Source organism: Streptomyces sp. NPDC058880, assembly GCF_042742535.1.
GTDB lineage: Bacteria > Actinomycetota > Actinomycetes > Streptomycetales > Streptomycetaceae > Streptomyces.
Genome location: NZ_JBHYMC010000030.1, coordinates 28,237 through 51,379, shown reverse-complemented (window position 1 = coordinate 51,379; position 23,143 = coordinate 28,237). Strand labels below are relative to the sequence as shown.

Sequence of the window (23,143 nt, the reverse complement as noted above, 5' to 3'; positions counted from 1 at the left end):
GCACCCCGGACCCCGGCGGGGCCGGGACCGGGCGTCGCGGGCCGTAGGGTCGGGGGATGGACGAGTGGGCAGGTGCGGACGAGACGGTGCGGCAGTGGCGGGAGGACGCCGGGCGAGAGGGCCTGGTGCTCCTCGACGGGTTCCACGCGCTGAAGCACGCGCTGCGCTTCGGGGCCGATGTGCGCAGGGTGGTCGCCGACGACCCCGGCGCCGTACGGGAACTGGCCCGCGGGCTGGCTCCCGACGTCGAGGCCGACGTGGTCCGCCTGGCGCGGCCGGCCGTGCTCAGGGATCTGCTGCCCCGCGTCCACCCCACCGGCGTCGCAGCGCTGGCGGTACGGCCCGACCGGGCGGCGGGCCTGGCGGACCTCGGCCGGCTGCCCAGGCCCGCGCCCGTCGTCGTCCTCGACAACCCCCGCAACCTCGGCAACGTCGGAGCCGTCGTCCGCCTCGCGGCCGGCTTCGGCGCTACCGGCGTGGTGACCCGCGGCGACCTCGACCCCTGGCACCCGAACGTGGTCCGGGCCGGGGCCGGGCTGCACTACGCCACCACCGTCGAGCGCCTCGCGCTGGAAGAACTGCCGCCGGGGCCGCTCTACGCGCTCGACCCGGAGGGCGAGGACATCCGCGGCCTCACCCTCCCGGACGACGCACTGCTGGCCTTCGGCTCGGAGCGGCACGGGATCTCTCCCGAGCTGCGCGCGCGGGCCGACCACCTGGTGTCGCTGCCGATGCGCCCCCAGGTCTCCAGCTACAACCTCGCCACCAGCGTGGCCATGGCCCTCTTCCACTGGGGCGGCCCCCGGGCGGTCGCCCCCGGACAGGACGGCGCCACGCCTTAGCGGTTGCGCCGTGACGGCCCGGCCCCGGCCGACGTGGTCTTGACGTCCTGCGCGGACGGCTCGCGCGGACGCCGCCGGGTGACGACGCCCGGCGGCCACGCACGGCGACTACGCCTGGCGGCGGACCTCCACCACGCGGAAGCGGTTCGAGACGAAGGCGCCGTCGCACAGCGCGGCGTTGGCCGCGGGGTTGCCACCGGAGCCGTGGAAGTCGGAGAAGGCCGCCGTCTGGTTGACGTAGACCCCGCCGGTCAGGTTCAGGGAGAGCTGCGCGGACTCCTCCAGGCAGACCTCCTCGACGGCCCGCTCGGTGTCCGCGGAGGTGGTGTAGGCGCCTACGGTCATGGCGCCCTTCTCGCGCACGGTCCGGCGCAGCAGCTCCAGCCCGTCCGCGGTGGAGTCCACGGCCACCGCGAAGGAGACCGGGCCGAAGCACTCCGAGAGGAACGGCGCCTCCGGGTCCGGCTTGGCGGCGTCCAACTTGACCATCACCGGCGTACGGACGACCGCGTCGGGGAACTCGGGGTTGGTGACTTCGCGGGAGGCCAGCGCGACCTCGCCGAGCCCGGCCGCCGCCTCCAGGCGGGCCTTGACGTCCGGGTTGACCAGCGCGCCCAGCAGCGCATTGGCCCGGGCGTCGTCGCCCAGCAGGCCGCCGACCGAGGCCGCGAGGTCGGCGACGACCTCGTCGTAGGACTTGTGGCCGGCGTCCGTGGCGATGCCGTCACGCGGGATCAGCAGGTTCTGCGGGGTGGTGCACATCTGGCCGCTGTAGAGCGACAGGGAGAAGGCCAGGTTGGCCAGCATCCCCTTGTAGTTGTCGGTGGAGTCCAGGATGACGGTGTTGACGCCCGCCTTCTCCGTGTAGACCTGCGCCTGCCGGGCGTTGGCCTCCAGCCAGTCTCCGAATTCAGTGGAGCCGGTGTAGTCGATCAGCTTGATCTCGGGGCGGACGGCGAGGTCCTTGGCGATGCCCTCGCCCGGACGCTCGACCGCGAGCGCGACCAGGTTCGGGTCGAAGCCGGTCTCGGCGAGGACCTCCCGCGCCACCTGGACGGTCAGGGCGAGCGGCAGGACGGCCCGCGGGTGCGGCTTGACCAGCACCGGGTTGCCGGTGGCCAGCGAGGCGAACAGGCCCGGGTAGCCGTTCCAGGTCGGGAAGGTGTTGCAGCCGATCATGAGGGCGATGCCCCGCGGGACCGCGGTGAAGGTCTTGCCGAGCTCCAGCGGGTCCTTCTTGCCCTGCGGCTTCGACCAGTCGGCCTGCCCCGGGACGCGGGTCTGCTCCTCGTAGGCGTAGGCCACGGCCTCCAGGCCGCGGTCCTGCGCGTGGGGGCCGCCCGCCTGGAAGGCCATCATGAAGGCCTGGCCGCTGGTGTGCATGACCGCGTGCGCGAACTCGTGGGTGCGGGCCGAGATGCGGGCCAGGATCTCGATGCAGACCAGGGCGCGCGCCTCCGGCCCGGCGTCGCGCCAGGCGGCCATGCCGGCCTTCATCGCGGGCAGCAGCACGTCCGGGTCCACATGCGGGTACTCCACGCCCAGCTCCGGGCCGTACGGGGACTTTTCGGCGCCCGTCCAGCCGTCGGTGCCGGGCTGGCCGAGGTCGATACGGGTACCGCGGAGCGCCTCGAAGGCGGCGAGCCCGTCGGCCGGGGCGGTCTCGCCGTACGCCTTGGGGTGCTCGGGATGCGGGGACCAGTAGGCACGGCTGCGGATCGCCGACAGGGCCTGGTCCAAGGTGGGCCGGTGCTTGGCGGACAGCTGGGGGACGGTGAGCTCGGCGGCCATCAGGGACCAACTCCTCGTTGAGCCGGGCGAAGGAGAGCAGACTGGAGTTAGAGTAACCGAACGATCGGTCGGGACAAGAGGGCCCGGCGGACCTGTGGACAAGTCGGTGCGGGAGGATCAGGACATGACAGCAATCGAGCGGTCCCGCACTGTGGCGGTCGTCGGCGCGGGCACCATGGGCCAGGGCATCGCCCAGGTCGCCCTTCTCGCAGGTCACCGCGTGCTGATCTACGACATCGACGCCGCACTCGCCGCCGACGGCGTCGGCATGGTGCAGGACCGTGTCGAGCGGATGGCCGCGAAGGGCCGTCTGGCTCCGGCCGAGGCCGAGGAGACGGTTGGCCGGATCACGGCCGCGGGCGCCCTCGCGGACCTCGCTGGGGCCGCCCTCGTCATCGAGGCGGTCGTGGAGAACGTCGGGATCAAGCAGACGCTCTTCGCCGCCCTCGAAGAGGTGGTCGGGCCGGACGCGCTGCTCGCCACGAACACCTCCTCCCTCTCCGTCACCGAGCTCGCCGCCGGGCTCGCGCACCCCGGCCGCTTCCTCGGCCTGCACTTCTTCAACCCGGCTCCGCTGCTCCCGCTCGTCGAGGTGGTCAGTGGCTCCGCGACCGACCCGGATGCCGCCGAGCGCGCCCACCGTACGGTCCTCGGCTGGGGGAAGACGCCCGTCCGGTGCGCCGACACCCCGGGTTTCATCGTCAACCGGATCGCCCGCCCCTTCTACGCCGAGGCCTTCGCGGTGTACGAGGAGCAGGGCGCCGACCCGGCCACCATCGACGCCGTGCTCCGCGAGAGCGGCGGCTTCAAGATGGGCCCCTTCGCCCTGACCGACCTGATCGGCCAGGACGTCAACGAGGCCGTGACCCGCTCGGTGTGGGAGTCCTTCTTCCGCAGCCCCAAGTTCACGCCGTCCCTGGCGCAGCGGCGGCTGGTGCAGTCGGGCCGGCTGGGCCGCAAGTCGGGGCACGGCTGGTACCCGTACGGCCCGGACGCGCCCGTCGCTCAGCCGCACACCGCCGGGCCCGAGGAGGCCCCGGACAAGGTGACCGTCGTCGGTGACCTCGGTCCGGCCGCCGAGCTCGCCGACCTGCTGGAGGAGGCCGGGATCGCGGTCACGGCCACCGAGCACGGCGGCCCGTACCTCCAGTTGCCCGGCGAGGGCCAGCTGGTCCTCGCCGACGGCAAGACCTCCGTCGAGTTCACGGACGTCGTCTACTTCGACCTCGCGCTCGACTACCGGGGCGCCACCCGGATCGCCCTGTCCGCCAGCGCGGACACCAGCGAGCGCACCCTCGCCGAGGCGATCGGCCTCTTCCAGAAGCTGGGCAAGCAGGTCTCCGTGATCGGTGACGTCCCCGGCATGATCGTCGCCCGGACCGTCGCCATGCTGATCGACCTCACCGCCGACGCCGTCGCCCGCGGAGTGGCCTCCGCCGAGGACATCGACACCGCGATGCGGCTCGGCGTCAACTACCCGCTGGGCCCTTCCGAATGGCACGGCCGACTCGGCCCGGACTGGGCCTACGACCTGCTGCACCACCTCGACGAGCGCTGCCCCGGCGGCCGGTACGCGCCCTCGCTGGCGCTGTTCAAGCTGGGATACGCGGCGGGCGACCAGGAGGGCGCGCGGTGACCACGGCCAAACGTGACACCTACACCCCCGAGACCCTGCTGTCCGTGGCCGTCCAGGTCTTCAACGAGCGCGGCTACGACGGCACCTCGATGGAGCACCTCTCCAAGGCGGCCGGCATCTCGAAGTCCTCGATCTACCACCACGTCACGGGCAAGGAGGAGCTCCTGCGGCGGGCGGTCAGCCGCGCCCTCGACGGTCTCTTCGCGGTGCTGGAGGAGCCGGGGGCGACCCGCGGCCGGGCCGTCGAAAGCGTCGAGTACGTCACGCGACGCACCGTCGAGGTCCTGGTGTCCGAGCTGCCCTACGTGACGCTGCTGCTGCGGGTGCGGGGCAACACCCGCACCGAGCGCTGGGCACTTGAGCGCCGCCGCGAGTTCGACCACCAGGTCGCGGACCTGCTCAAGGCCGCCGCCGAGGACGGCGACCTGCGGGCGGACGTGGACATCCGGCTCGCCACCCGACTCCTGTTCGGCATGGTGAACTCGTTGGTCGAGTGGTACCGGCCGCACTCGGGCACGGGTCCCGGGCAACTGGCCGACGCCGTCGTCCACATGGCCTTCGACGGCCTGCGCACGGCCCGCTGACCCGACACCGGCCCACCGAGCGCCGGGCGCGGTGCCGGCGCCCCGGGACGGTCCGCACGGGCTCCCCGGGGCGCCGTCGCGTCACCGGGCACCCCGCTCACCCGTAGGGCCTACTCCTCCGCGATCGCGGGGCCCCCGGCCGGGCCGGGGCCCGGGTCGAGCAGGTCCGTCTCCTCGAAGACCAGCAGGGTGCGCGTGGAGAGGACTTCCGGGATGGCCTGCAGGCGGGTGAGGACCAGTTCGCGCAGGGTCCGGTTGTCCGGGGTGTGCACCAGGAGCAGCACGTCGAAGTCTCCGCTGACCAGGGCGATGTGCGCGGCGCCGGGGAGTTCGCGCAGCTGCTCGCGGACCGTGCGCCAGGAGTTCTGGACGATCTTCAGGGTGATGTAGGCCGAGGCGCCCTGGCCCGCCCGCTCGTGGTTGACGCGGGCCGTGAACCCGCGGATCACCCCGTCGTCGATGAGCCGGTTGATCCGCGCGTACGCGTTCGCGCGCGAGACGTGCACCTGCTCGGCCACCGACCGCACGGACGCCCGGCCGTCCGCCTGGAGCAGCCGCATGATCGACCGGTCGATCGGGTCCAGGGGGCGCGGTGCGACGGGCGGGACCGCGGGGGCTCCCGGTGCGGCACCCGGTGGGACCGGTGCGGAACCCGCTGCGGCCATTTGTTCATCTGGCATGGCCCGATGCCTCCCTCTCCTGGACGTCCTGCGTCCATCCCAGGTCCCCGGCGCCAGTTTGTCCACAGCCTGGAGTCGCATGTAGCCAAATTGCGCGGACAACCGAACAATCGGTAGGTGAGGGGCCTCACACCCGGGGCACCCCCTGCCCGCTTCCCACGAGGAGGTGTACGCCGCCATGACGGTCCAAGAGCTGCCCGGTGCCGGTGCGTCCCACCGTTCCACCCCGCCGCCCGCCTGGAGGCCCCGCACGGACGCCGCGCCGCTGCTCCCGGACGCCGAGCCCTACCGGGTGCTGGGCACCGAGGCGGCCGACCGGCTCGACCCCGCGCTGATGCTGCGGTGCTACGCCGAACTGGTGCGCGGACGTCGCTACAACGCCCAGGCCACGGCGCTCACCAAGCAGGGCCGGCTCGCCGTCTACCCCTCCACGGTCGGCCAGGAGGCCTGCGAGATCGCGGCGGCCATGGTCCTTGAGGAGCAGGACTGGCTCTTCCCGAGCTACCGCGACACCCTGGCGGCAGTGGCGCGCGGACTGGACCCCGTACAGGCGCTCACCCTGCTGCGCGGCGATTGGCACACCGGCTACGACCCGCGTGAGCACCGGATAGCCCCGCTCTCGACCCCGCTCGCCACCCAGCTGCCGCACGCGGTGGGCCTGGCGCACGCGGCGCGGCTGCGCGGCGACGACGTCGTCGCACTCGCCATGGTCGGTGACGGCGGCACCAGTGAGGGCGACTTCCACGAGGCGCTGAACTTCGCCGCCGTCTGGCAGGCCCCGGTGGTCTTCCTCGTGCAGAACAACGGCTTCGCGATCTCCGTCCCGCTCGCCAAGCAGACCGCCGCCCCGACGCTGGCCCACAAGGGCGTCGGGTACGGCATCCCGGGTCGGCTGGTCGACGGCAACGACATCGCGGCGATGCACGAGGTGCTGGCCGAGGCCGTCCGGCGGGCCCGGGCCGGCGGCGGCCCGACCCTGATCGAGGCCGTCACCTACCGCATGGAGGCGCACACCAACGCCGACGACGCGACGCGCTACCGCGGTGACGCCGAGGTCGAGGCGTGGAAGGCGCACGACCCGATCGACCTGCTGGAGCGCGAGCTGACCGCGCGCGGGATCCTCGACGAGGCGGGCATCACGGCCGCGCGCGACGAGGCCGAGGCGATGGCGGCGTCCCTGCGCGACGGGATGAACGCCGATCCGGTGGTGGACCCGATGGACCTGTTCGCGCACGTCTACGCGGAGCAGACCGGCCGCCTGCGCGAGCAGGCGGAGATGCTCCGTGCCGAGCTGGAAGCCGAGGACCAGGCGTGACGACGGTGGCGGCGAAGTCCGCGAAGACGGGGGCCAAGCCCGCGACGATGGCGCAGGCCCTGACCCGGGCGATGCGCGACGCGATGGCGGAGGACCCGACGGTCCACGTGATGGGCGAGGACGTCGGGACGCTCGGCGGTGTCTTCCGGATCACGGACGGCCTCGCGAAGGAGTTCGGCGAGGACCGCTGCACGGACACCCCGCTCGCGGAGGCCGGGATCCTGGGCACGGCCGTCGGCATGGCCATGTACGGGCTGCGGCCCGTCGTGGAGATGCAGTTCGACGCCTTCGCCTACCCGGCCTTCGAGCAGCTGATCTCGCACGTGGCGAAGATGCGCAACCGCACCCGCGGCGCCATGCCGCTGCCGATCACCATCCGCGTGCCCTACGGCGGCGGGATCGGCGGTGTGGAGCACCACTGCGACTCCTCGGAGGCCTACTACGTGGCCACCCCGGGCCTGACGGTGGTCACTCCGGCGACCGTCGAGGACGCGTACGGGCTGCTGCGCGCGTCGATCGCGAGCGACGACCCGGTGGTCTTCCTGGAGCCGAAGCGGCTGTACTGGTCGAAGGCGGACTGGTCGCCCGAGGCGCCGGCCACCGTCCCGGGCATCGGGAAGGCTCTGGTCCGGCGCACGGGCACGAGCGCCACCCTGATCACCTACGGGCCTTCGCTGCCGGTCTGCCTGGAGGCGGCCGAGGCGGCCCGCGAGGAGGGCTGGGACCTGGAGGTCGTGGACCTGCGCTCCCTGGTCCCCTTCGACGAGGAGACGGTCGTGGAATCCGTACGCCGCACCGGTCGAGCGGTCGTCGTCCACGAGGCCGGCGGCTTCGGCGGGCCGGGTGCGGAGATCGCCGCCCGCGTCACGGAGCGGTGCTTCCACCACCTGGAGGCCCCGGTGCTCCGGGTCACGGGCTTCGACATCCCCTATCCGCCGCCGATGCTGGAGAAGCACCACCTGCCCGGAGTGGAACGGATCCTGGACGCCGTGGCCCGCCTGCAGTGGGAGAACTGATGGCGCAGGTAATGGAATTCAAGCTGCCCGACCTCGGCGAGGGCCTGACCGAGGCCGAGATCGTGCGGTGGCTGGTGGCGGTGGGCGACGTCGTCGCCATCGACCAGCCGGTCGTCGAGGTCGAGACGGCCAAGGCGATGGTGGAGGTGCCCTGCCCGTACGGCGGTGTGGTCACCGCCCGCTTCGGCGAGGAGGGCGAGGAGCTGCCGGTCGGCGCCCCGCTGATCACCGTCGCGGTGGGCGCGCAGTCGCTGCCCGCCGGGGCCGCGGAGGGTGCGGAGGGAGCGGAGGCCGAGGGTTCCGGCGAGGCGCCCCGGCCGCTGATCGGCTACGGCTCGGACCACTCGCGCCCGGCGCGTCGGCGGCGGGTGCGACCCGTCACCGCCGCGGTGTCGGCGCCCGCCCCGGCCTCCGCCCCGGCCTCCGCCCCGGCCTCCGCCCCCGCCCCCGCCCCCGCCCCGGCTCCGGCCTCTGCCCCGGCTCCGGTCGCGGTGGCTCCGGCCGCTCCCGCGGCCCCCGCCGGGCCGGTGCCGGTCATCTCGCCGCTGGTGCGCAAGCTGGCCAGGGACGGCGGGGTGGACCTGCGCGCGCTGCACGGTTCGGGGCCGGAGGGCCTGATCCTGCGGGCCGACGTCGAGGCGGCCCTCGCGGCGCTGCGGGCGCCCGCCCCGGCTGCCGCCCCCGCGACGGCTCCGGTGGCGGCGCAGGGCGAGCGGATCCCGCTGAAGGGGCTGCGCGGTGCGGTCGCCGAGAAGCTGTCGCGCAGCCGCGCCGAGATCCCGGACGCCACCTGCTGGGTCGACGCCGACGCCACCGAGCTGATGGCCGCCCGGGCCGCGATGAACGCCGTGGGCGGACCCAAGATCTCCGTGCTCGCGCTGCTGGCGCGGATCTGCACGGCCGCGCTGGCCAGGTACCCGGAGCTGAACTCCACCGTGGACCTCGCGGCCAGGGAGATCGTCCGGCTGCCGGCGGTGCACCTGGGCTTCGCCGCACAGACCGAACGGGGCCTGGTGGTTCCGGTCGTCCGGGACGCGCAGGACCGCAACCCGGAGTCCCTGTCGGCGGAGTTCGCGCGGCTGACCGAGCTCGCCCGCGCGGGCAGGCTGGCCCCGGCCGACCTGACGGGCGGCACCTTCACCCTGAACAACTACGGGGTGTTCGGGGTCGACGGCTCCACGCCGATCATCAACCACCCCGAGGCGGCGATGCTCGGTGTCGGCCGGATCATCGACAAGCCGTGGGTCCACGAAGGCCAGTTGGCGGTCCGCAAGGTGGTCCAGCTGTCGCTGACCTTCGACCACCGGGTCTGCGACGGCGGTACGGCGGGCGGCTTCCTGCGCTACGTCGCCGACTGCGTGGAAGCCCCGGCGGTGCTGCTGCGCAGCCTGTAGGGAGTGGGCCGGGGGCGGGCTCGAAGATCGGGGATCCGGCCCCCGCGTCCCCGCCCCCCCGGCCTCCCGCCCCCGGCCCCGGTCCGCGAACCCCGGAGGGGCCGGGAGACGGGCCCGCCGGCGTTCGCGGCGCGCGGGGTTCACACCGTGAGCAACAGCTTGCCCACGTGGGTGCTGGATTCCATGACCCGGTGGGCCTCGGCGGCCTGCGCCATCGGGAACGACGCGTGCACCACCGGCCGGACGCGCCCCGCGGCCACCAGCGGCCACACGTGCTCCCGGACGGCGGCGACGATCGCCGCCTTCTCCTCCAGTGGCCGTGCCCGCAGCGAGGTGGCGGTGATCGCGCCCCGCTTCGCCAGCAGTGCGGCGAGGTTCAGTTCGGCCTTGATCCCGCCCTGCAGGCCGATCACCGCGAGCCGGCCGTTGACGGCCAGGGCGTCCACGTTCCGGGCGAGGTACTTGGCGCCCATGATGTCGAGGATCACGTCCGCCCCGGCCCCGCCCGTGGCGGCCCGCAGCGCCTCCACGAAGTCCTGCTCGCGGTAGTCGATGAGGATGTCCGCGCCCAGCTCCTTGCAGCGGGCCAGCTTTTCCGGGCCACCGGCCGTGACGGCGACCGTCGCGCCGACGGCCTTGCCGAGCTGGATCGCCATGGTTCCGATGCCGCTGGACCCGCCGTGCACCAGCAGGGTTTCGCCGGGGCGCAGTCCGGCCACCATGAACACGTTGGACCACACCGTCGTGACGACCTCCGGCAGCGCGGCCGCCGTCACCAGGTCCACTCCGGCCGGAACCGGCAGCAGCTGGCCGGCCGGTACGGCGACCCGCTGCGCATATCCGCCGCCGGCCAGCAGGGCGCAGACCTCGTCGCCCACCGACCAGCCGGACACCCCTGCCCCGAGCGCGGCGATCCGCCCGGAGCACTCCAGGCCCGGATGACGTGAGGCGCCGGGCGGCGGATCGTAGAAGCCCTGCCGCTGGAGCACGTCGGCGCGGTTCACGGCGCTCGCCGCGACCTCGACGAGGACCTCGCCCTCGCCCGGTACCGGATCGGGGACGTCGGCCCAGACGAGGGCCTCGGGGCCGCCGGGCTGCTCGATGGTGATCGCATGCATGGCCCGGAGGCTACGCCACGGCGCGGCTACTCGGCAGGACCCAACGTCGACTTCGGAGCGGTGGGCGGAATCGCTCGCACGATGGTGATGAGACGGTCCGTCAGCTGGAGCGGGCTCGCGTGCGGATCGTCGTACGGGAGCAGCCGGTGGCCGCGCAGCACGTTCACGACGAGGTCGTCGGTGTCGCGCACCGACTTGCCGACCTCCGACTTGCGGACGGGCCGTTCGATCAGGTCCAGGCCGCTGCCCTGCTGGATCAGGTCCTCCATCACGGTGCCCGCGCTCGGGCTGAGCACCGACAGGCCCAGCAGCCGGCCGGCCGCGCTGGCGCTCGTGATGACCGCATCCGCCCCGGACTGGCGCAGCAGCGGGGCGTTCTCCTCCTCGCGCACCGCGGCGACGATCTTCGCTCCGCGGTTGAGCTGCCGGGCCGTCAGAGTGACCAGGACCGCCGTGTCGTCGCGCTGGGTGGCGATGACGACCTGACGGGCCTTCTGGAGCTCGGCACGGAGCAGTACGTCCGAGCGGGTGGCGTCGCCGACCACGCCCGTGAACCCCTCGGCGTTGGCCATGTCGATGACCTTGGCGCTGGGGTCGACGATGACCACCTGCTCCCTGGAGACGCCGGTGGCCAGCAGTGTCTGGAGGGCCGAGCGGCCCTTCGTGCCGAAGCCGACGACGACCGTGTGTTCGCGCAAGTTCTTCCTCCAGCGCTTCAGCCGCCACTCTTCCCTCGTCCGTTCCGTCAGGACTTCGAGGGTGGTACCGACGAGGATGATCAGGAACAGCACGCGCAGCGGTGTGATCAGCAGGATGTTGATCAGCCGCGCGCTGTCGCTGTAGGGGACGATGTCGCCATAGCCGGTCGTCGACAGCGTCACCGTCGCGTAGTAGAAGCAGTCGAGGAGATCGACCGTCTCGTTGGCGTTGTCGTGGTAGCCGTCGCGGTCCAGCCACACGATGAAGACCGTGAGGAAGAGCACGAACAAGGCCATCAGGAGACGCTTGGCGACCTGCCGCAGCGGATGCTCGACGATGCGTTTGGGCAGCTTGATGCGCCGCGAGACGAGCTTCTCGTCCGCGCCGCGGGCCATGGCGTCCTGTCCGGGCAGTTTCACGTGAAACATCCTCCAGCGGCCCACGGCAGATCGAGGACCTCAAGCTCCTGTCCGGACCGGGCGCCCCCCGGTGGTACGACGGCCAGCGCGTCCGCGGCCGCCACGCCGCGCAGCATCGCGGGGCCGTGGTAGCGCAGCGGTACGGCCTGCTCGTCGTCGAGCCGGACCGGGACCAGCCGGGTGTCGTAGGGGTGCCCCTGTACGGCGCCCTGCACGGTCGCCGTGTAGCGCGGACGCGGGCGGCGCCCCGCGAGGGCGCGCAGCAGCGGCTCGGCGAGGGTCAGCAGCCCGGATACGGCGGCGAGGGGGTTTCCGGGCAGCCCGACCACGTGCCGCCCGTCCGCCCGGTCGCCGATCCGTGCCAGCAGCATGGGGTGCCCGGGCCGCACCGCCACTCCGTCGACGAGCAGCCGGGCTCCGGCCTTCTCCAGTACGGGGCGGACGTGGTCGACGGGTCCGGATGCGGTACCGCCGGTGGTGACCAGGACGTCGGCGGTGGTGGTGGTGACGGCCTTCAGCAGGGCGGCCGCACCGGCCGGGTCGTCGCCGAGCGTCCGGGTGCCGATGACCTCGGCCCCCAGGCGCGTGAGCCAGGGGGCCAGCATCGGGCTCAGGGCGTCACGGATCAGCCCGTCGTGCGGGCGGCCCTCGGTGAGCAGTTCGTCGCCGAGTACCAGGATCTCCACGCGGGGGCGGGGCCGAGTGGTCAGCTCGTCGTAGCCCGCGGCCGCGGCGAGTCCGAGCACCGCGGGCGTGACCAGCGAGCCGGCGGGCAGCAGCAGGTCACCCGAGCGGCACTCCTGCCCGCGCGGGCGGATGTCCTGGCCGGTGACGACGGGCCGGCCGGCGAAGAGCTGTCCGCCCGCCTCGCGGCAGTGCTCGCTGCGGATGACGGCGGTGGTGTCGGCGGGGATCCGGGCACCGGTGGCGATCCGGACGGCCTCGCCGTCGGCGAGGGGCTCTGGAAGGCCGGAGCCGGCCAGTACGCCGTCGCCCTCGCTGACGTGCCACGGGCCGGGGCCGGCCACGGCCCAGCCGTCCATGGCGGAGGTGTCGAAGGACGGCAGGTCGGTCAGCGCCTCCAGGGAGGCGGTGAGGACCTCGCCGAGGGCGTCCGCGAGGGGGACGTCATGGCTGCGGGCGCGCATCTCGGCCCCGGCGTGGGCGGCGGTGTCCCGGGCGCGCGGCCAGGCGGCGGCCCGGTGGCTGCCGCCGGCGCCGCCCCCGGGGGCGCGGCTGACCAGGGCCAGGGCCTCCTCCAGGGCCTGTTCGGCGGAGTTCGCGGGGGTCATGCCGAGCCGTTCTCTCGGGGGGCGGCGCCATCGGCCTCCGCCTCGGCTGCCCAGCGCAGCGCCAGGTCCGCGGCCCTGCGGGAGGCCTCGGCCACGGCCTGCGCGGGGTCGGCGCCGGTGGCGGCCGCGTGGGCGGCGGCGTACCCGACCAGGAAGGTGGTCAGGGGCGCGGCGGGCCGGGCGACGCCGTGGGCCGCGTCCCGGGCGAGGTCGAGCAGGGTCGTGGTGTCGACGGCAAGGTCGATGCCCAGCTCGTTCTTGACTGCGGTGATCCATTGGTCCAGCACGGTTCCATGCTCCCTGATCCGGGCGCGGGCGGCGGCGAGATCCTCCCAGGTGTCGCAGTCGAACGCGGCGAGTGGCTGGGCCGCGACGGGAGCCAGCCGCAGTTCCGCAGTGAGCGCGCGCAGCGGGAGCCCGGCGAGGCCGCCGTGTTCGGCGGCGAGCAGCGCGACCTCGCGGCGCAGGGGTTCGGCCCGGTAGGCGGCGACCAGTGGCTGGTCGCGCCCACCGGGGTCCCGCAGCATCGCCCCGTCCGTGCCGTGTTCGTCGGGCGCGGCCAGCAGGGCCGCCACGGTCTCCCGGTCCAGGAACGGCAGGTCCGCGGAGAGTACGAGGACCAGCCCCGCGGTGGTCCCGCGCAGGCCGGCGTCCAGCGCGGCCACCGGGCCGCTCCCGGGCGGGTCCTCGCGGGCCCACTGCACGGGACGCGCGGTGGGCCTCCTGCCACCGACCACGACGGTGCGCAGGGCATCCGGGCAGGCGTCGAGGACGCGGTCGAGGAGCGCTCGCCCGCCGACGCTCAGCGCGGGCTTGTCCGCCCCGCCGAGTCGCCGCGCGGCGCCGCCGGCCAGCACGATCGCGTCGTAGCTCATGCCCATGAGTATGCGCGGACGGTGTTTCCGACGAGGAGCCGCCCTTGCCCGGTGCTTGTTTCCGCCGGTGCTTCGTCCTGGCGGCGCCGGGGAAACGGGCGGGCCCGCGCCCCTGGGGGCGCGGGCCCGGACCCGTGGTTCGTGCGGACGGTCGGAGGCTAGAGGTAGGGGCCCGAACGGATCGCGCCGTGGCCGCCGTCATCGTCGTCGTCGTGCGGACCCCCCGCAGGGAGGGCGCGGCGCATCTGCTCCAACTGGGCCCGCGCTGCCATCTGCTGCGCGAACAGTGCGGTCTGGATGCCGTGGAAGAGGCCCTCAAGCCAGCCCACCAACTGGGCTTGTGCGATCCGCAGTTCCGCCTCGGAGGGGATGGTCTCCTCGGTGAACGGCAGGGACAGGCGCTCCAGTTCCTCCACGAGCTCCGGGGCCAGGCCGTCCTCCAGCTCCTTCACGGAGGCTGCGTGGATGTCCTTGAGCCGGACCCGGCTCGCCTCGTCGAGGGGCGCGGCGCGTACCTCTTCAAGGAGTTGCTTGATCATGCTGCCGATCCGCATGACCTTGGCGGGCTGTTCGACCATTTCCGTCACCGGGACCTCGCGCGACTCGTCATCGGCGTCGCCGACCGCCGACCCGTCCTGTCCCACGATCAGGACGTGCGGGGGACTGTCCTGCGACCGTTCACTCCTCGGCATCTCCATGCCGTCATTCTCTCGCACACCTTCGTTCTCACACGGTGTGCCCCCGTACCGTCGTGATCCACCCTGTACGGGGGCACCGGACCGGGGAAATCCCCCCCCTGCTCAGCCCGCGGCCCGGCGGGCCAGCGCGCCGCTGGAGCGGGTGACCAGCGCCGCCAGGAGGGCCGCGCCCAGCGGGACGATGACGAGCAGTCCGGCGAGGGTCTCCCACGGCACGGCGATCGGCACGAACGGCACGGACTCGCCCGCCGCGGAGTAGCCCTCCTCGACGGCGCGCTGGGCGAGCGCCTCCAGTTCCCGTCGCTGCGTCAGACGCAGGCCGATCGCGGGCAGGATCCCGGCGGCCGAGCCCAGGACGACGCCCATCAGGGCCACCACCCCGCACTGGAAGCCGCTCAGCGTCCGGCGCACCCGCGGCGGGGCGCCCACCGCTGCCAGCGTCTTCAGGTCGGCTTCGGCGTCGGCCTGGGACAGTCCGGTGGCGATGCCGGCCGCGCCGATGGTGACCAGGCCGGCGAACACGGACAGGGCGAGCAGGGCCAGGCTGTCGTTGCCCTGGTAGCCCGCTTCGATCCGCAGAGAGGCGTCCACACCCATCCGGTCGATGTCCGCGGCGATCCTCTGCAGCTGCTCGGAGGCCGGCGTCCCGTCGAGGGCGAAGTACGAGCCGACCGGGGCCGTGGTCAGCCCCGTGGCCTGCACCGCAGCCGGGGGCAGGACCAGTTCGATGCCCCATCCCTCGGTGCCCTCCGGGACCAGGTGGACGGGGATGACCTTGTCCACGCCGACCGGTTCCCTCGCCGGACCGGCGATGCCCTCGGCCTCGTCCGGCCCGGTGATGATCCGCAGGGTGAGTGTGCCGTCCTTGACCTGCCTCTTGTCGAAGGCGACCGCCCGGCCCTGCCGGAGAGCGGACACGGAGCCCGGGTCGGTGACCGCGAGCACGCTCAGCAGCTTCTCGTCAGCGACGACCGTGGAGTACTGGGTGCCCCGCGTGGCGCCCTGGCAGCGCCAGTCCTGGCGCAGTCGGCGGGCCTCCTCCGCGCTGAAGGCCTCGGGGTCGGGGCTTTCGTAGAGCGGGCACCGCTGGTCCTTGGGGGTGATGATCTCGGCGCGGCCGCAGGCCGGGTCCCGGGAGAACGGCTCGCAGCCCGGCTTGCCGACGACCAGCCGGTCGACGTCCGCCCGGCGGGCGACCGGGAGCTGCTTGGTGAGGGACTCGCGCAGGGCGGGCACGTCCCGGTAGGCGCCGTTCTCGGAGGTCAGCAGCGAGCCGGTGCCGTGCGGGAGGTCGGCGACGTACTCGTGCCGGCTCTGGATGTCGCTGCTGTGCTGGTACGTGGCCACCGCCACGGTGCCGGCGACGGCGGCCAGCACCGCTGCCACGGCGGGCGCCGTACGGCCCCGGTTGCGCACGGCGTCGCGCAGCGCGAGCCGCGGGGAGAGCGGCAGCCGGCGGCCGAGCCGTCCGAAGACGCCGACCAGGACCGGGGTGAGGGCGACGATGCCGAGCTCGGCGAGCGCGCTGCCGCCCGCCACGACGGTGGAGCCCAGGTCCGACACGCTGCCGTAGAGGGCGATCCCGGCACCGGCGGCGACGGCGACCAGGCCGACCACCGGCAGCACCCGGTTGGACCTGCGCACACCGCGGCGGCCGGTCAGTGAGGCCAACACCGTCTGCCGGGAGGCGGTGACCGCGGGGACGATCGCGGACAGCAGTCCGGTCACCACCGCGAGCAGGGCGATGCCGACCAGTTCGAGCGGGCGGAAGTCCAGGTCGCCGAAGCGGTTGCCGAGCTGCTCCTCCAGCACCGGCTGGAGGGCGACGGTCAGGGCGATGCCGATCGCGGTACCGGAGACGGCGGCCGCGGCGCCGATGACCAGACCGCCGGAGAGCACGATGGAACGGACGTGACGGCGGTCCCCGCCATTGGCCCCCACCAGGCCGAGCTGGCGGCGCGAGCGGCGGGCACCGACGGCGAAGGCCGGTCCGGCGAGCAGGCAGATCTCCAGCATGGCGAGGCCCACGACCGTGGCCAGGATGGCCATTTCGGTGGCGCTGCCGGAGCCCCGCTCGAACTGCTCCTTGGGTTCCTGGCGGTAGAGCGGTACGTCGGCGTCGGCGGGCGGGTGGTTGGCGACGGCACGGGAGACGACGACCAGGGACCTGGCGTTGGCCGCCTGGACCATGTTCCACGTGAAACCTTCACCGCCCACGGTGACCAGATAGGAATCATCCGGGTGCAACCCGGTGCCCCCGGAGGCCTGGAGTGCCTGGTCGAGGGGGGCGATCAGGCTCCCGGGCGGGCCGATGACCTGCACCTTGCCGAGTTCGCTCGGCAACTCGTACGCACCGACGATCTTGTAGGCGGAGGTGGCGCCGCGCGGGGTGACCGAGGAGCCGACGAACAGGCCGGAGTTGTCCAGGAAGGCGTTCGTCGCGACGACCTCGCCCGCCCGCTCGGGCAGCCGGCCGCGGTCGAGCGTGACCAGGCCCTTCGCCAGCGGGTCGTGCAGGTCGATCTCGCGCAGGTCGGTGTCGAGCAGCCCGTGCCGGGTGCGGACCTTGCCGTAGCCGGCCGAGTCCTTCAGGATCCTGCTTCCGGGCGGGAACCCGGCGGCCACCTGCTCCGGGGACTTCTTCTCGGGTTCCGTCGGAACGTCGGCGCTGTCGTAGCCGCCGACCGGTACGTAGCGTGACCCGTCGGGCAGTTGGTAGATGGCCTTGCCCGCGTACGAGGTGCTGACCCGGGCGTCGGAGGCTCCGACCACGCGGCTGACGGCCTGGTCGGGGGAGAGCTCGGCGCTGCGCAGGGTGAGGTCGGCGGCGCTGACGCCGACGATCGGCAGGGCGATCATCGCGAGGACCAGGGAACTGCGGCCCTTGGCGCGCCAGGCGTCGCGGCGCGCGATGCGCACGGCGGCGACCCAGGAGTGGTACCAGCCTTGGAGCGAGGAGATCACTGGCCGCCCGCCTGCCCGGACAGGAGGGAGTCGGCGTGGCTGCGCGTGGTCTCGTCGACCACGGTGCCGTCGCGGAGGAAGACCACGCGGTCGGCCCACGCGGCGAAGCGCGGCTCGTGGGTGACGAGGACCCCGGCCGCGCCCGCGTCGCAGCGGGAGCGCAGCAGGCCGAGGACGGACTCGCCGGTCTCGGAGTCGAGGGCGCCGGTGGGCTCGTCGGCCAGGACGAGGCGGCGGTCGCCCACGAGGGCGCGGGCGATGGCCACGCGTTGCTGCTGGCCGCCGGACATCTCGTCGGGGAAGCGGTCGGCGAGGACGCCCAGGTTCATCTCCGCGAGCGCCGCGAGGGCCGCCCCGCGGGCCTTGCGGGCGGAGGTCCCGTCGAGTTCGAGCGGCAGGGCGACGTTCTCCGCGGCGGTGAGGGCCGGGATCAGGTTGTAGTCCTGGAAGACGTAGCCGATGCTGCGGCGGCGCAGCGCGGCGAGCTGTGTGCGGCTCGCCGTGGTGATGTCGGTGCCCTCGACCAGTACTCGGCCGCTGGTGGGGACGTCGAGGCCGCCGGCGAGGGTGAGCAGCGTGGACTTGCCGGAGCCGGAGGGGCCCATGACGGCGACGAGTTCGCCGGGGTGGACGGCGAGGTCGATGCCGCGCAGGGCGTGCACTTCGGTGGCGCCGCTGCCGTGGGTGCGGACGAGCCGCTCCAACTGCAGAACGGGTTGCCGGGGTTGGCGCTGGTCGGGCATGGAGGATCCCCCCTGGGAAGGCGGTTCAGGCGCGCCGCGTGCGGGCGGTGCGGGAACGGGCGGTGGTCGGGGCCGGGTTCTCGGCGGCGGCCTGGGGCGGTTCGGGCGCGGCGGCTCTCCGGTCGGCCGGCAGGGAGAGCCGGACGAGCCGGGCCTCGCAGTGGTCGAGCCAGCGCGCCTCGGCCTCGGTCTGGAAGATGAGCTGTTCCAGGACGAGCAGCCAGGCGACGTCGTCGCGTTCGCCGGACCGGCCGCTCTCGACCGCCGCCAGGGCGGTGGCCTTGAGCCGGGTGTAGTCCTGCATCGCGCGGATGGTGGCGTGCCGCTGGGACTGGATGACGGCGCGGATGTCCACGCCCGGGGCGCCCACGGCCATGGCGAGCTTGATGGACAGTTCGTCCCGGGGCGGGTTGGCGCGGTCGACGGGGCGTTCGTACCACTGGCGCAGTTCGGTGCGCCCGGTGTCGGTGATGGCGTAGAGCGTGTGCCCCGCGGCGTCCTCGCCGTCGGGTGCGACGAGGCCGTCGCGTTCGAGCCGGGCCAGGGTCGTGTAGACCTGCCCGACGTTGAGGGGCCAGGTGGAGCCGGTCCGGGATTCGAACTCGGTGCGCAGCTGGGAGCCGTACCGAGGGCCCCGTTCCAGGAGGGCGAGCAGCCCGTGACGGATCGACATACTCGGTATGTATACCGAGTATGTTCACGGTGGGCAACCATCCCGGGGCGTACGCCGGAAGGGGGACGGAGGAAGGAGGACGGCGCTACGCTCCCCGCCGCAGCCGCACGCCCAGATATCCCAGCCCCAGCCCCATCAGGGCGAATCCGGTGCCCAGCGGCAGTATGTGCGCGGCCAGGTCGGCGGCGCGGTCGTTGGGTTCGGTGCCGAGGGCGGTGACGGCGTCACGCGCTGTCGGGGCGGCGGTGGGGCGTGGCGGCACGGGCGGCGAGGGCGGGGGCGGCGCCGGCGGCGTGGGCTCGGTGCGGGGGTGCACCGGCAGTGGCCGGGAGGCGATCAGCAGCTCCGGGTCGGCGGGCTCTCCGGCCGGCCGGCCGGGCCGTTCGCGGCCGACCCCGGCGGCGCTCCCCGCAAGCTCCTCGCGGGCGTCGTCGCCCCCGTCGGCCTCCTCGGTCCGGGCGGCCGCGAGGTGCGCCGCCCGGTCCGTGGACGGTGCGACACGGTGGACGGGCGTGCGGTGGACGGGGGTGCGGTCGGGGTGGGCCGGGGCGGGCGGGCCTGCGTACGCGGAGGCGGCGGGCGCGAGGGCGGCGGCGGCCAGCGCGGCGCACGCCAGCCAGCGCGAAGGACGGAAGCCTTGGATCACGGGGAGCCCCTCCCGTCCCGAGCGCCGGCGTGCTCGCTGGGGTCAGCGATACGCGCTCAGATTTACATAGTGGGGCAAAAACGGCATCCCGGGCGCCCTGGTGGGTGCTCGGGATGCCGGTGTGTCGTGCGGGCCGGTTGTCCCGCGGTTGCCGCGGGCCTACTCCGGATTGCCGGTGGACACGGTGAGCGTGTACTCCGTGCCCTCCTTGTCGATCTTGTCGCCGGCGGCCGGGGACTGGCTGAGCACCGTGTCCTTGCCGTACACGGCCTCGTCCTTCTCGACGATCGTGTACTTGCCACCCGAGGCCTGGATGCAGGCCTTCACGGACAACACGTTCTTGTACTTGAGGTCCGGCGCCTGGTACTTGCCGGCCTCGCTGTAGTGCTTCGTGGGCTCCGAGCACTTCTTCGGGTCGATCGTGCGGGTGACGTCGGGGCCCTTGTAGCCGGCCTTCGCGGACGCGGACGCCGAGCTGCCCGGATCGGCGGTGGTGTCGCCCTTGTCGTCCCCGTTCATCGAGATCGCCGCGATCAGGCCGCCGACGGCCAGCACCGCCACCGCGATCGCCCCCACGACCACGGGCGTGTTCCGCTTGCCGCCGCCACCGGAGCCGGACGTGCCCGCCCCGCCCGCCGGGGAGATCGTGTACGGGGGCGGCGTCTGCGGCGCGTAGCCCTGCTGCGGCGGGGCCGCGTGCGGGTAGGCGTAGCCGCCCTGCGCGTGCGGCTGCGGGGCCGGCGTCGGGGCGTGCGGGGCCGGCGTCGGGGCGTGCGGGGCGGGCGTCGGGGCGTGCGGAGCCTGGTACGGCTGCTGCAGCGACTGCGGCGGGGCCTGGAAACCGGACTCCACCGGCGGGAACACGGCGGAGGACACCCCCGCGCCGCTGCTCAGCGGCCCCTGGCCCGGCACGATGACCGGAGCCCCGGTCTGCCCGGAGCCCAGCACCCGCGCGACCTCGTCGCCCATGGCCGCTGCCGTGGGGAAGCGCTCGTTCGGGTTCTTCTTCAGCGCCCGCGCCACCAGCGCGTCCATCGCCGGGGTCACCGACCGGTTGATGGAGGACGGCGCGACCGGCTCCTCCTGCACGTGGGCGTACGCGATGGCGAGCGGCGAGTCCGCGTCGAACGGCAGCCGTCCCGTCAGCAGCTGGAACAGCATGATGCCCACGGAGTACAGGTCGGAGCGGGCGTCGACACCGCGCCCGAGGGCCTGTTCGGGCGAGAGGTACTGCGGGGTGCCGACGACCATGCCGGTCTGGGTCATCGAGGTGACCCCCGACTGCATGGCGCGGGCGATGCCGAAGTCCATCACCTTGACCACGCCGCGCTTGTTCACCATCACGTTGCCGGGCTTGATGTCGCGGTGGACCAGGCCCATCTCGTGGCTGGTCTCCAGGGCGGCCAGTACGTCGGCCGTCACCTTCAGCGCCTTCTCCGCGGGCATCGCGCCGTACTGCCGGATGTCCGCGTCCAGCACCGAGCCGAGCGGCTTGCCCTCCACGTACTCCATGACGATGTACGGCATCACGGCACCGTCGTCCGGGCGGCCGCCGCCGAACGTCACCTCGCCCTCACCGGTGTCGAAGACCGAGACGATGTTCGTGTGCGACAGTTTCGCTACAGCCTGGGCCTCGCGGCGGAAACGCTCGCGGAAGGACTGTTCCCGGCCGAGGTCGCTGTGCAGGGTCTTGATGGCCACCTGCCGGTCGAGGGCGGAGTCGTACGCGAGGTACACGGAGGCCATGCCGCCGGCACCCAGCAAGTCCCTTAGCTGGTAACGGCCACCGGCCAGAGAGCCGCCCGCGTACTGGCCCTGAGTGCCGTCCTGGCTCATGACTGTTGCTTCCCCTCGGAATGTGCCGTCCACGCCTCCGGCCGGGCGCATGTGGCGCCCAGTCTGCCCCAGGGCAAGCACACGTCAAGCCGGGTGCCCGTTCCGTGACCACACGTGCACAGGGTGGCCTTGTCCGAACGGTGACCGGTTCCGAGGCTGTAGCGTTCACCGGAGCACCAATAAAGAGGACTACCGCTGAGCGGCGGCCGAGAGAGACGACGGCGAGGACTGATGGCACCCGAACCCGAGGGAAACGGCGCCGGGATGACCGACGGTCCTGAGCACTGGGGCGACGGCGGCCTGGTGGGCGACGGCCGTTACCGGCTGACGCACCGGCTGGGCCGCGGCGGCATGGCGGAGGTGTTCGCCGCCGAGGACGTGCGGCTGGGCCGCACCGTCGCGGTGAAGCTGCTGCGCGCGGACCTCGCCGAGGACCCGGTGTCCAAAGCCCGCTTCACCCGCGAGGCGCAGTCCGTCGCCGGGCTCAACCACCACGCCGTCGTGGCCGTGTACGACTCGGGCGAGGACCGGGTCGGCCCGAACACCGTCCCGTACATCGTCATGGAGCTGGTCGAGGGCCGCACCATCCGGGACCTGCTGATCAGTGCCGAGGCCCCGGGCCCCGAGCAGGCGCTCATCATCGTCTCGGGCGTGCTGGAGGCCCTCGCGTACTCGCACCAGCACGGCATCGTCCACCGCGACATCAAGCCGGCGAACGTCATCATCACCGACGCCGGCGCGGTGAAGGTGATGGACTTCGGCATCGCCCGCGCCCTGCACGGCGGTCAGGCGACGATGACCCAGACCGGCATGGTCATGGGCACCCCGCAGTACCTGTCGCCCGAACAGGCCCTCGGCAAGGCGGTGGACCACCGCAGTGACCTGTACGCGACCGGCTGCCTGCTCTACGAACTCCTCGCGCTGCGACCTCCGTTCACCGGCGAGACCCCGCTCTCCGTGGTCTACCAGCACGTCCAGGACGCGCCCGTGCCGCCCTCGCAGCTGCCGGAGGGCCACCACATCCCGCAGGAGCTCGACGGGCTCGTCATGCGCTCCCTCGCCAAGGACCCGGACGACCGGTTCCAGAGCGCCGAGGAGATGCGCGGGCTGGTCCAGTACGCACTGCAGATGCTGCACGACCAGGGCCCGAACACCGGTACCTGGAACACCGGCCCGATCACCATGTCGCTGCCGCACGGTCGCGGCGGCGTCGCCGCCACCACGGCCATGCCGCCGGTGGGCGGAAACGGCGGCGGGCCGCGCTACGGCTCGAACGCCTCGACCTCGCAGTTCCAGCAGCCGATGGTGCCGCCGCTGAACCCGGACGACGGCGCGGCCTTCCCCGGCGCCCCGGGAGGCCACTCCGGCGGTCACAGCGGCGGCTACGAGGTCTACGACGACCGGCGCGGCAACGGCGGCGGCCGCTGGAAGATGTGGCTGTTCGCGGTCCTCGCCATCGTCGCGATCGCGGGCGGCGTGGCCTACGCGGTCAACGGCGTGGGCGGTGGCAAGGGCGGCGAGAAGCAGGACCCGGGAACGACCCAGACCGTCCCCAGCGACCAGCCGAGCGCGTCCGACTCGCCGGACCCGACGCACTCGCGCCAGCCCACGGACAACACGCCGACGAGCAACGAGACCCAGCCGCAGCCGGTCCGTACCCGCACACAGACCGCCAGCCAGTCCCCCACGGCGACGGCGACGCAGTCGCCGACTCCCACGGCGACCAAGAGCGCCACCGCCACCGCCACCGCCACGGCGACGAAGACGGCCACGGCGACCGCGACGGCGACCAAGTCCGCGCCGCCGCCGGGCCCCGACAGCGCGGAGTGAGCGCGGGGCGAAGACGCAACGGGCCCGGCGGAATCGACTTCCGCCGGGCCCTTTCGCATGGATGCCCCGTCAGCGGGCGGGCCGGCGGGGGC

19 protein-coding genes are annotated in these 23,143 nt (G+C 73.5%); 7 read left to right on the top strand and 12 right to left on the bottom strand.

What is annotated here, in order from left to right; all coding sequences use genetic code 11:
* Positions 1-56 precede the first annotated feature (56 nt).
* Positions 57-842 (top strand): TrmH family RNA methyltransferase, encoded by a 786-nt coding sequence (locus tag ACFW2G_RS18690; RefSeq protein ID WP_384584735.1) that lies wholly within the window; start codon positions 57-59, stop codon positions 840-842.
* Positions 843-950: 108 nt separating this feature from the next.
* Here ACFW2G_RS18690 and paaN read toward each other — a convergent pair whose 3' ends face one another.
* Complete coding sequence (paaN, locus tag ACFW2G_RS18685; protein WP_384584738.1) at positions 951-2,633, bottom strand: phenylacetic acid degradation protein PaaN; 1,683 nt, start codon at positions 2,631-2,633, stop codon at positions 951-953.
* Between the two features lie 124 nt (positions 2,634-2,757).
* Between paaN and ACFW2G_RS18680 the strand changes: the two genes are divergently transcribed.
* Positions 2,758-4,269, top strand: coding sequence for a 3-hydroxyacyl-CoA dehydrogenase (locus ACFW2G_RS18680; RefSeq protein ID WP_384448116.1), 1,512 nt, complete (start codon positions 2,758-2,760; stop codon positions 4,267-4,269).
* Complete coding sequence (locus ACFW2G_RS18675) at positions 4,266-4,853, top strand: TetR/AcrR family transcriptional regulator (RefSeq protein ID WP_384584741.1); 588 nt, start codon at positions 4,266-4,268, stop codon at positions 4,851-4,853. Before ACFW2G_RS18680 ends, ACFW2G_RS18675 begins: the two co-directional genes overlap by 4 nt.
* Positions 4,854-4,963: 110 nt before the next feature.
* Here ACFW2G_RS18675 and ACFW2G_RS18670 read toward each other — a convergent pair whose 3' ends face one another.
* On the bottom strand, positions 4,964-5,533 hold the full coding sequence (locus tag ACFW2G_RS18670) for an Lrp/AsnC family transcriptional regulator (RefSeq protein ID WP_370466495.1): 570 nt from the start codon (positions 5,531-5,533) through the stop codon (positions 4,964-4,966).
* Positions 5,534-5,711: 178 nt separating this feature from the next.
* Between ACFW2G_RS18670 and pdhA the strand changes: the two genes are divergently transcribed.
* Genes pdhA through ACFW2G_RS18655 form a run of 3 tightly spaced genes read left to right on the top strand, consistent with a single transcriptional unit; the run spans position 5,712 to position 9,258 of the window.
* On the top strand, positions 5,712-6,848 hold the full coding sequence (pdhA, locus tag ACFW2G_RS18665; RefSeq protein WP_037921358.1) for a pyruvate dehydrogenase (acetyl-transferring) E1 component subunit alpha: 1,137 nt from the start codon (positions 5,712-5,714) through the stop codon (positions 6,846-6,848).
* A 47-nt stretch (positions 6,849-6,895) separates the two neighbouring features.
* Positions 6,896-7,864: an alpha-ketoacid dehydrogenase subunit beta gene (locus tag ACFW2G_RS18660; RefSeq protein WP_172671323.1), complete on the top strand. Its 969-nt coding sequence runs from the start codon at positions 6,896-6,898 to the stop codon at positions 7,862-7,864.
* Positions 7,864-9,258: a dihydrolipoamide acetyltransferase family protein gene (locus tag ACFW2G_RS18655; RefSeq protein ID WP_384584744.1), complete on the top strand. Its 1,395-nt coding sequence runs from the start codon at positions 7,864-7,866 to the stop codon at positions 9,256-9,258. The genes ACFW2G_RS18660 and ACFW2G_RS18655 overlap by 1 nt, the downstream gene beginning before the upstream one ends.
* A 140-nt stretch (positions 9,259-9,398) precedes the next feature.
* On the opposite strand, the gene ACFW2G_RS18650 is transcribed toward ACFW2G_RS18655, so the two are convergent.
* The 10 genes from ACFW2G_RS18650 to ACFW2G_RS18605 form a co-directional block, all read right to left on the bottom strand.
* Entirely contained in the window at positions 9,399-10,376 is a 978-nt protein-coding gene (locus tag ACFW2G_RS18650; protein ID WP_384584747.1) for an NAD(P)H-quinone oxidoreductase, read from the bottom strand.
* 26 nt (positions 10,377-10,402) lie between these two features.
* Positions 10,403-11,503 (bottom strand): TrkA family potassium uptake protein, encoded by a 1,101-nt coding sequence (locus ACFW2G_RS18645; protein WP_037921362.1) that lies wholly within the window; start codon positions 11,501-11,503, stop codon positions 10,403-10,405.
* Positions 11,491-12,786 carry a molybdopterin molybdotransferase MoeA gene (locus ACFW2G_RS18640; protein WP_384584750.1) on the bottom strand — a complete coding sequence of 432 codons (1,296 nt, stop codon included), beginning with the start codon at positions 12,784-12,786 and terminating at the stop codon, positions 11,491-11,493. The genes ACFW2G_RS18645 and ACFW2G_RS18640 overlap by 13 nt, the downstream gene beginning before the upstream one ends.
* Positions 12,783-13,661 (bottom strand): NTP transferase domain-containing protein, encoded by an 879-nt coding sequence (locus ACFW2G_RS18635; RefSeq protein WP_037921366.1) that lies wholly within the window; start codon positions 13,659-13,661, stop codon positions 12,783-12,785. The genes ACFW2G_RS18640 and ACFW2G_RS18635 overlap by 4 nt, the downstream gene beginning before the upstream one ends.
* 158 nt (positions 13,662-13,819) lie before the next feature.
* The gene (locus ACFW2G_RS18630; protein ID WP_037920550.1) at positions 13,820-14,359 is read right to left on the bottom strand and encodes a bacterial proteasome activator family protein; all 540 of its coding nucleotides are present in this window, start codon (positions 14,357-14,359) and stop codon (positions 13,820-13,822) included.
* Between the two features lie 102 nt (positions 14,360-14,461).
* The gene (locus tag ACFW2G_RS18625; RefSeq protein ID WP_384584986.1) at positions 14,462-17,218 is read right to left on the bottom strand and encodes an ABC transporter permease; all 2,757 of its coding nucleotides are present in this window, start codon (positions 17,216-17,218) and stop codon (positions 14,462-14,464) included.
* A 101-nt stretch (positions 17,219-17,319) separates the two neighbouring features.
* Complete coding sequence (locus ACFW2G_RS18620; RefSeq protein WP_384448128.1) at positions 17,320-18,066, bottom strand: ABC transporter ATP-binding protein; 747 nt, start codon at positions 18,064-18,066, stop codon at positions 17,320-17,322.
* 25 nt (positions 18,067-18,091) lie between these two features.
* Positions 18,092-18,739, bottom strand: a complete 648-nt coding sequence (locus tag ACFW2G_RS18615; RefSeq protein ID WP_384448131.1) for a PadR family transcriptional regulator — start codon at positions 18,737-18,739, stop codon at positions 18,092-18,094.
* 85 nt (positions 18,740-18,824) lie between these two features.
* Entirely contained in the window at positions 18,825-19,385 is a 561-nt protein-coding gene (locus tag ACFW2G_RS18610; RefSeq protein ID WP_052030359.1) for a hypothetical protein, read from the bottom strand.
* Between the two features lie 159 nt (positions 19,386-19,544).
* Entirely contained in the window at positions 19,545-21,221 is a 1,677-nt protein-coding gene (locus tag ACFW2G_RS18605) for a protein kinase (protein WP_384584983.1), read from the bottom strand.
* Between the two features lie 231 nt (positions 21,222-21,452).
* Here ACFW2G_RS18605 and ACFW2G_RS18600 point away from each other — a divergent pair, with 231 nt between their 5' ends.
* Complete coding sequence (locus tag ACFW2G_RS18600; RefSeq protein WP_384448140.1) at positions 21,453-23,051, top strand: protein kinase; 1,599 nt, start codon at positions 21,453-21,455, stop codon at positions 23,049-23,051.
* Positions 23,052-23,143 lie beyond the last annotated feature (92 nt).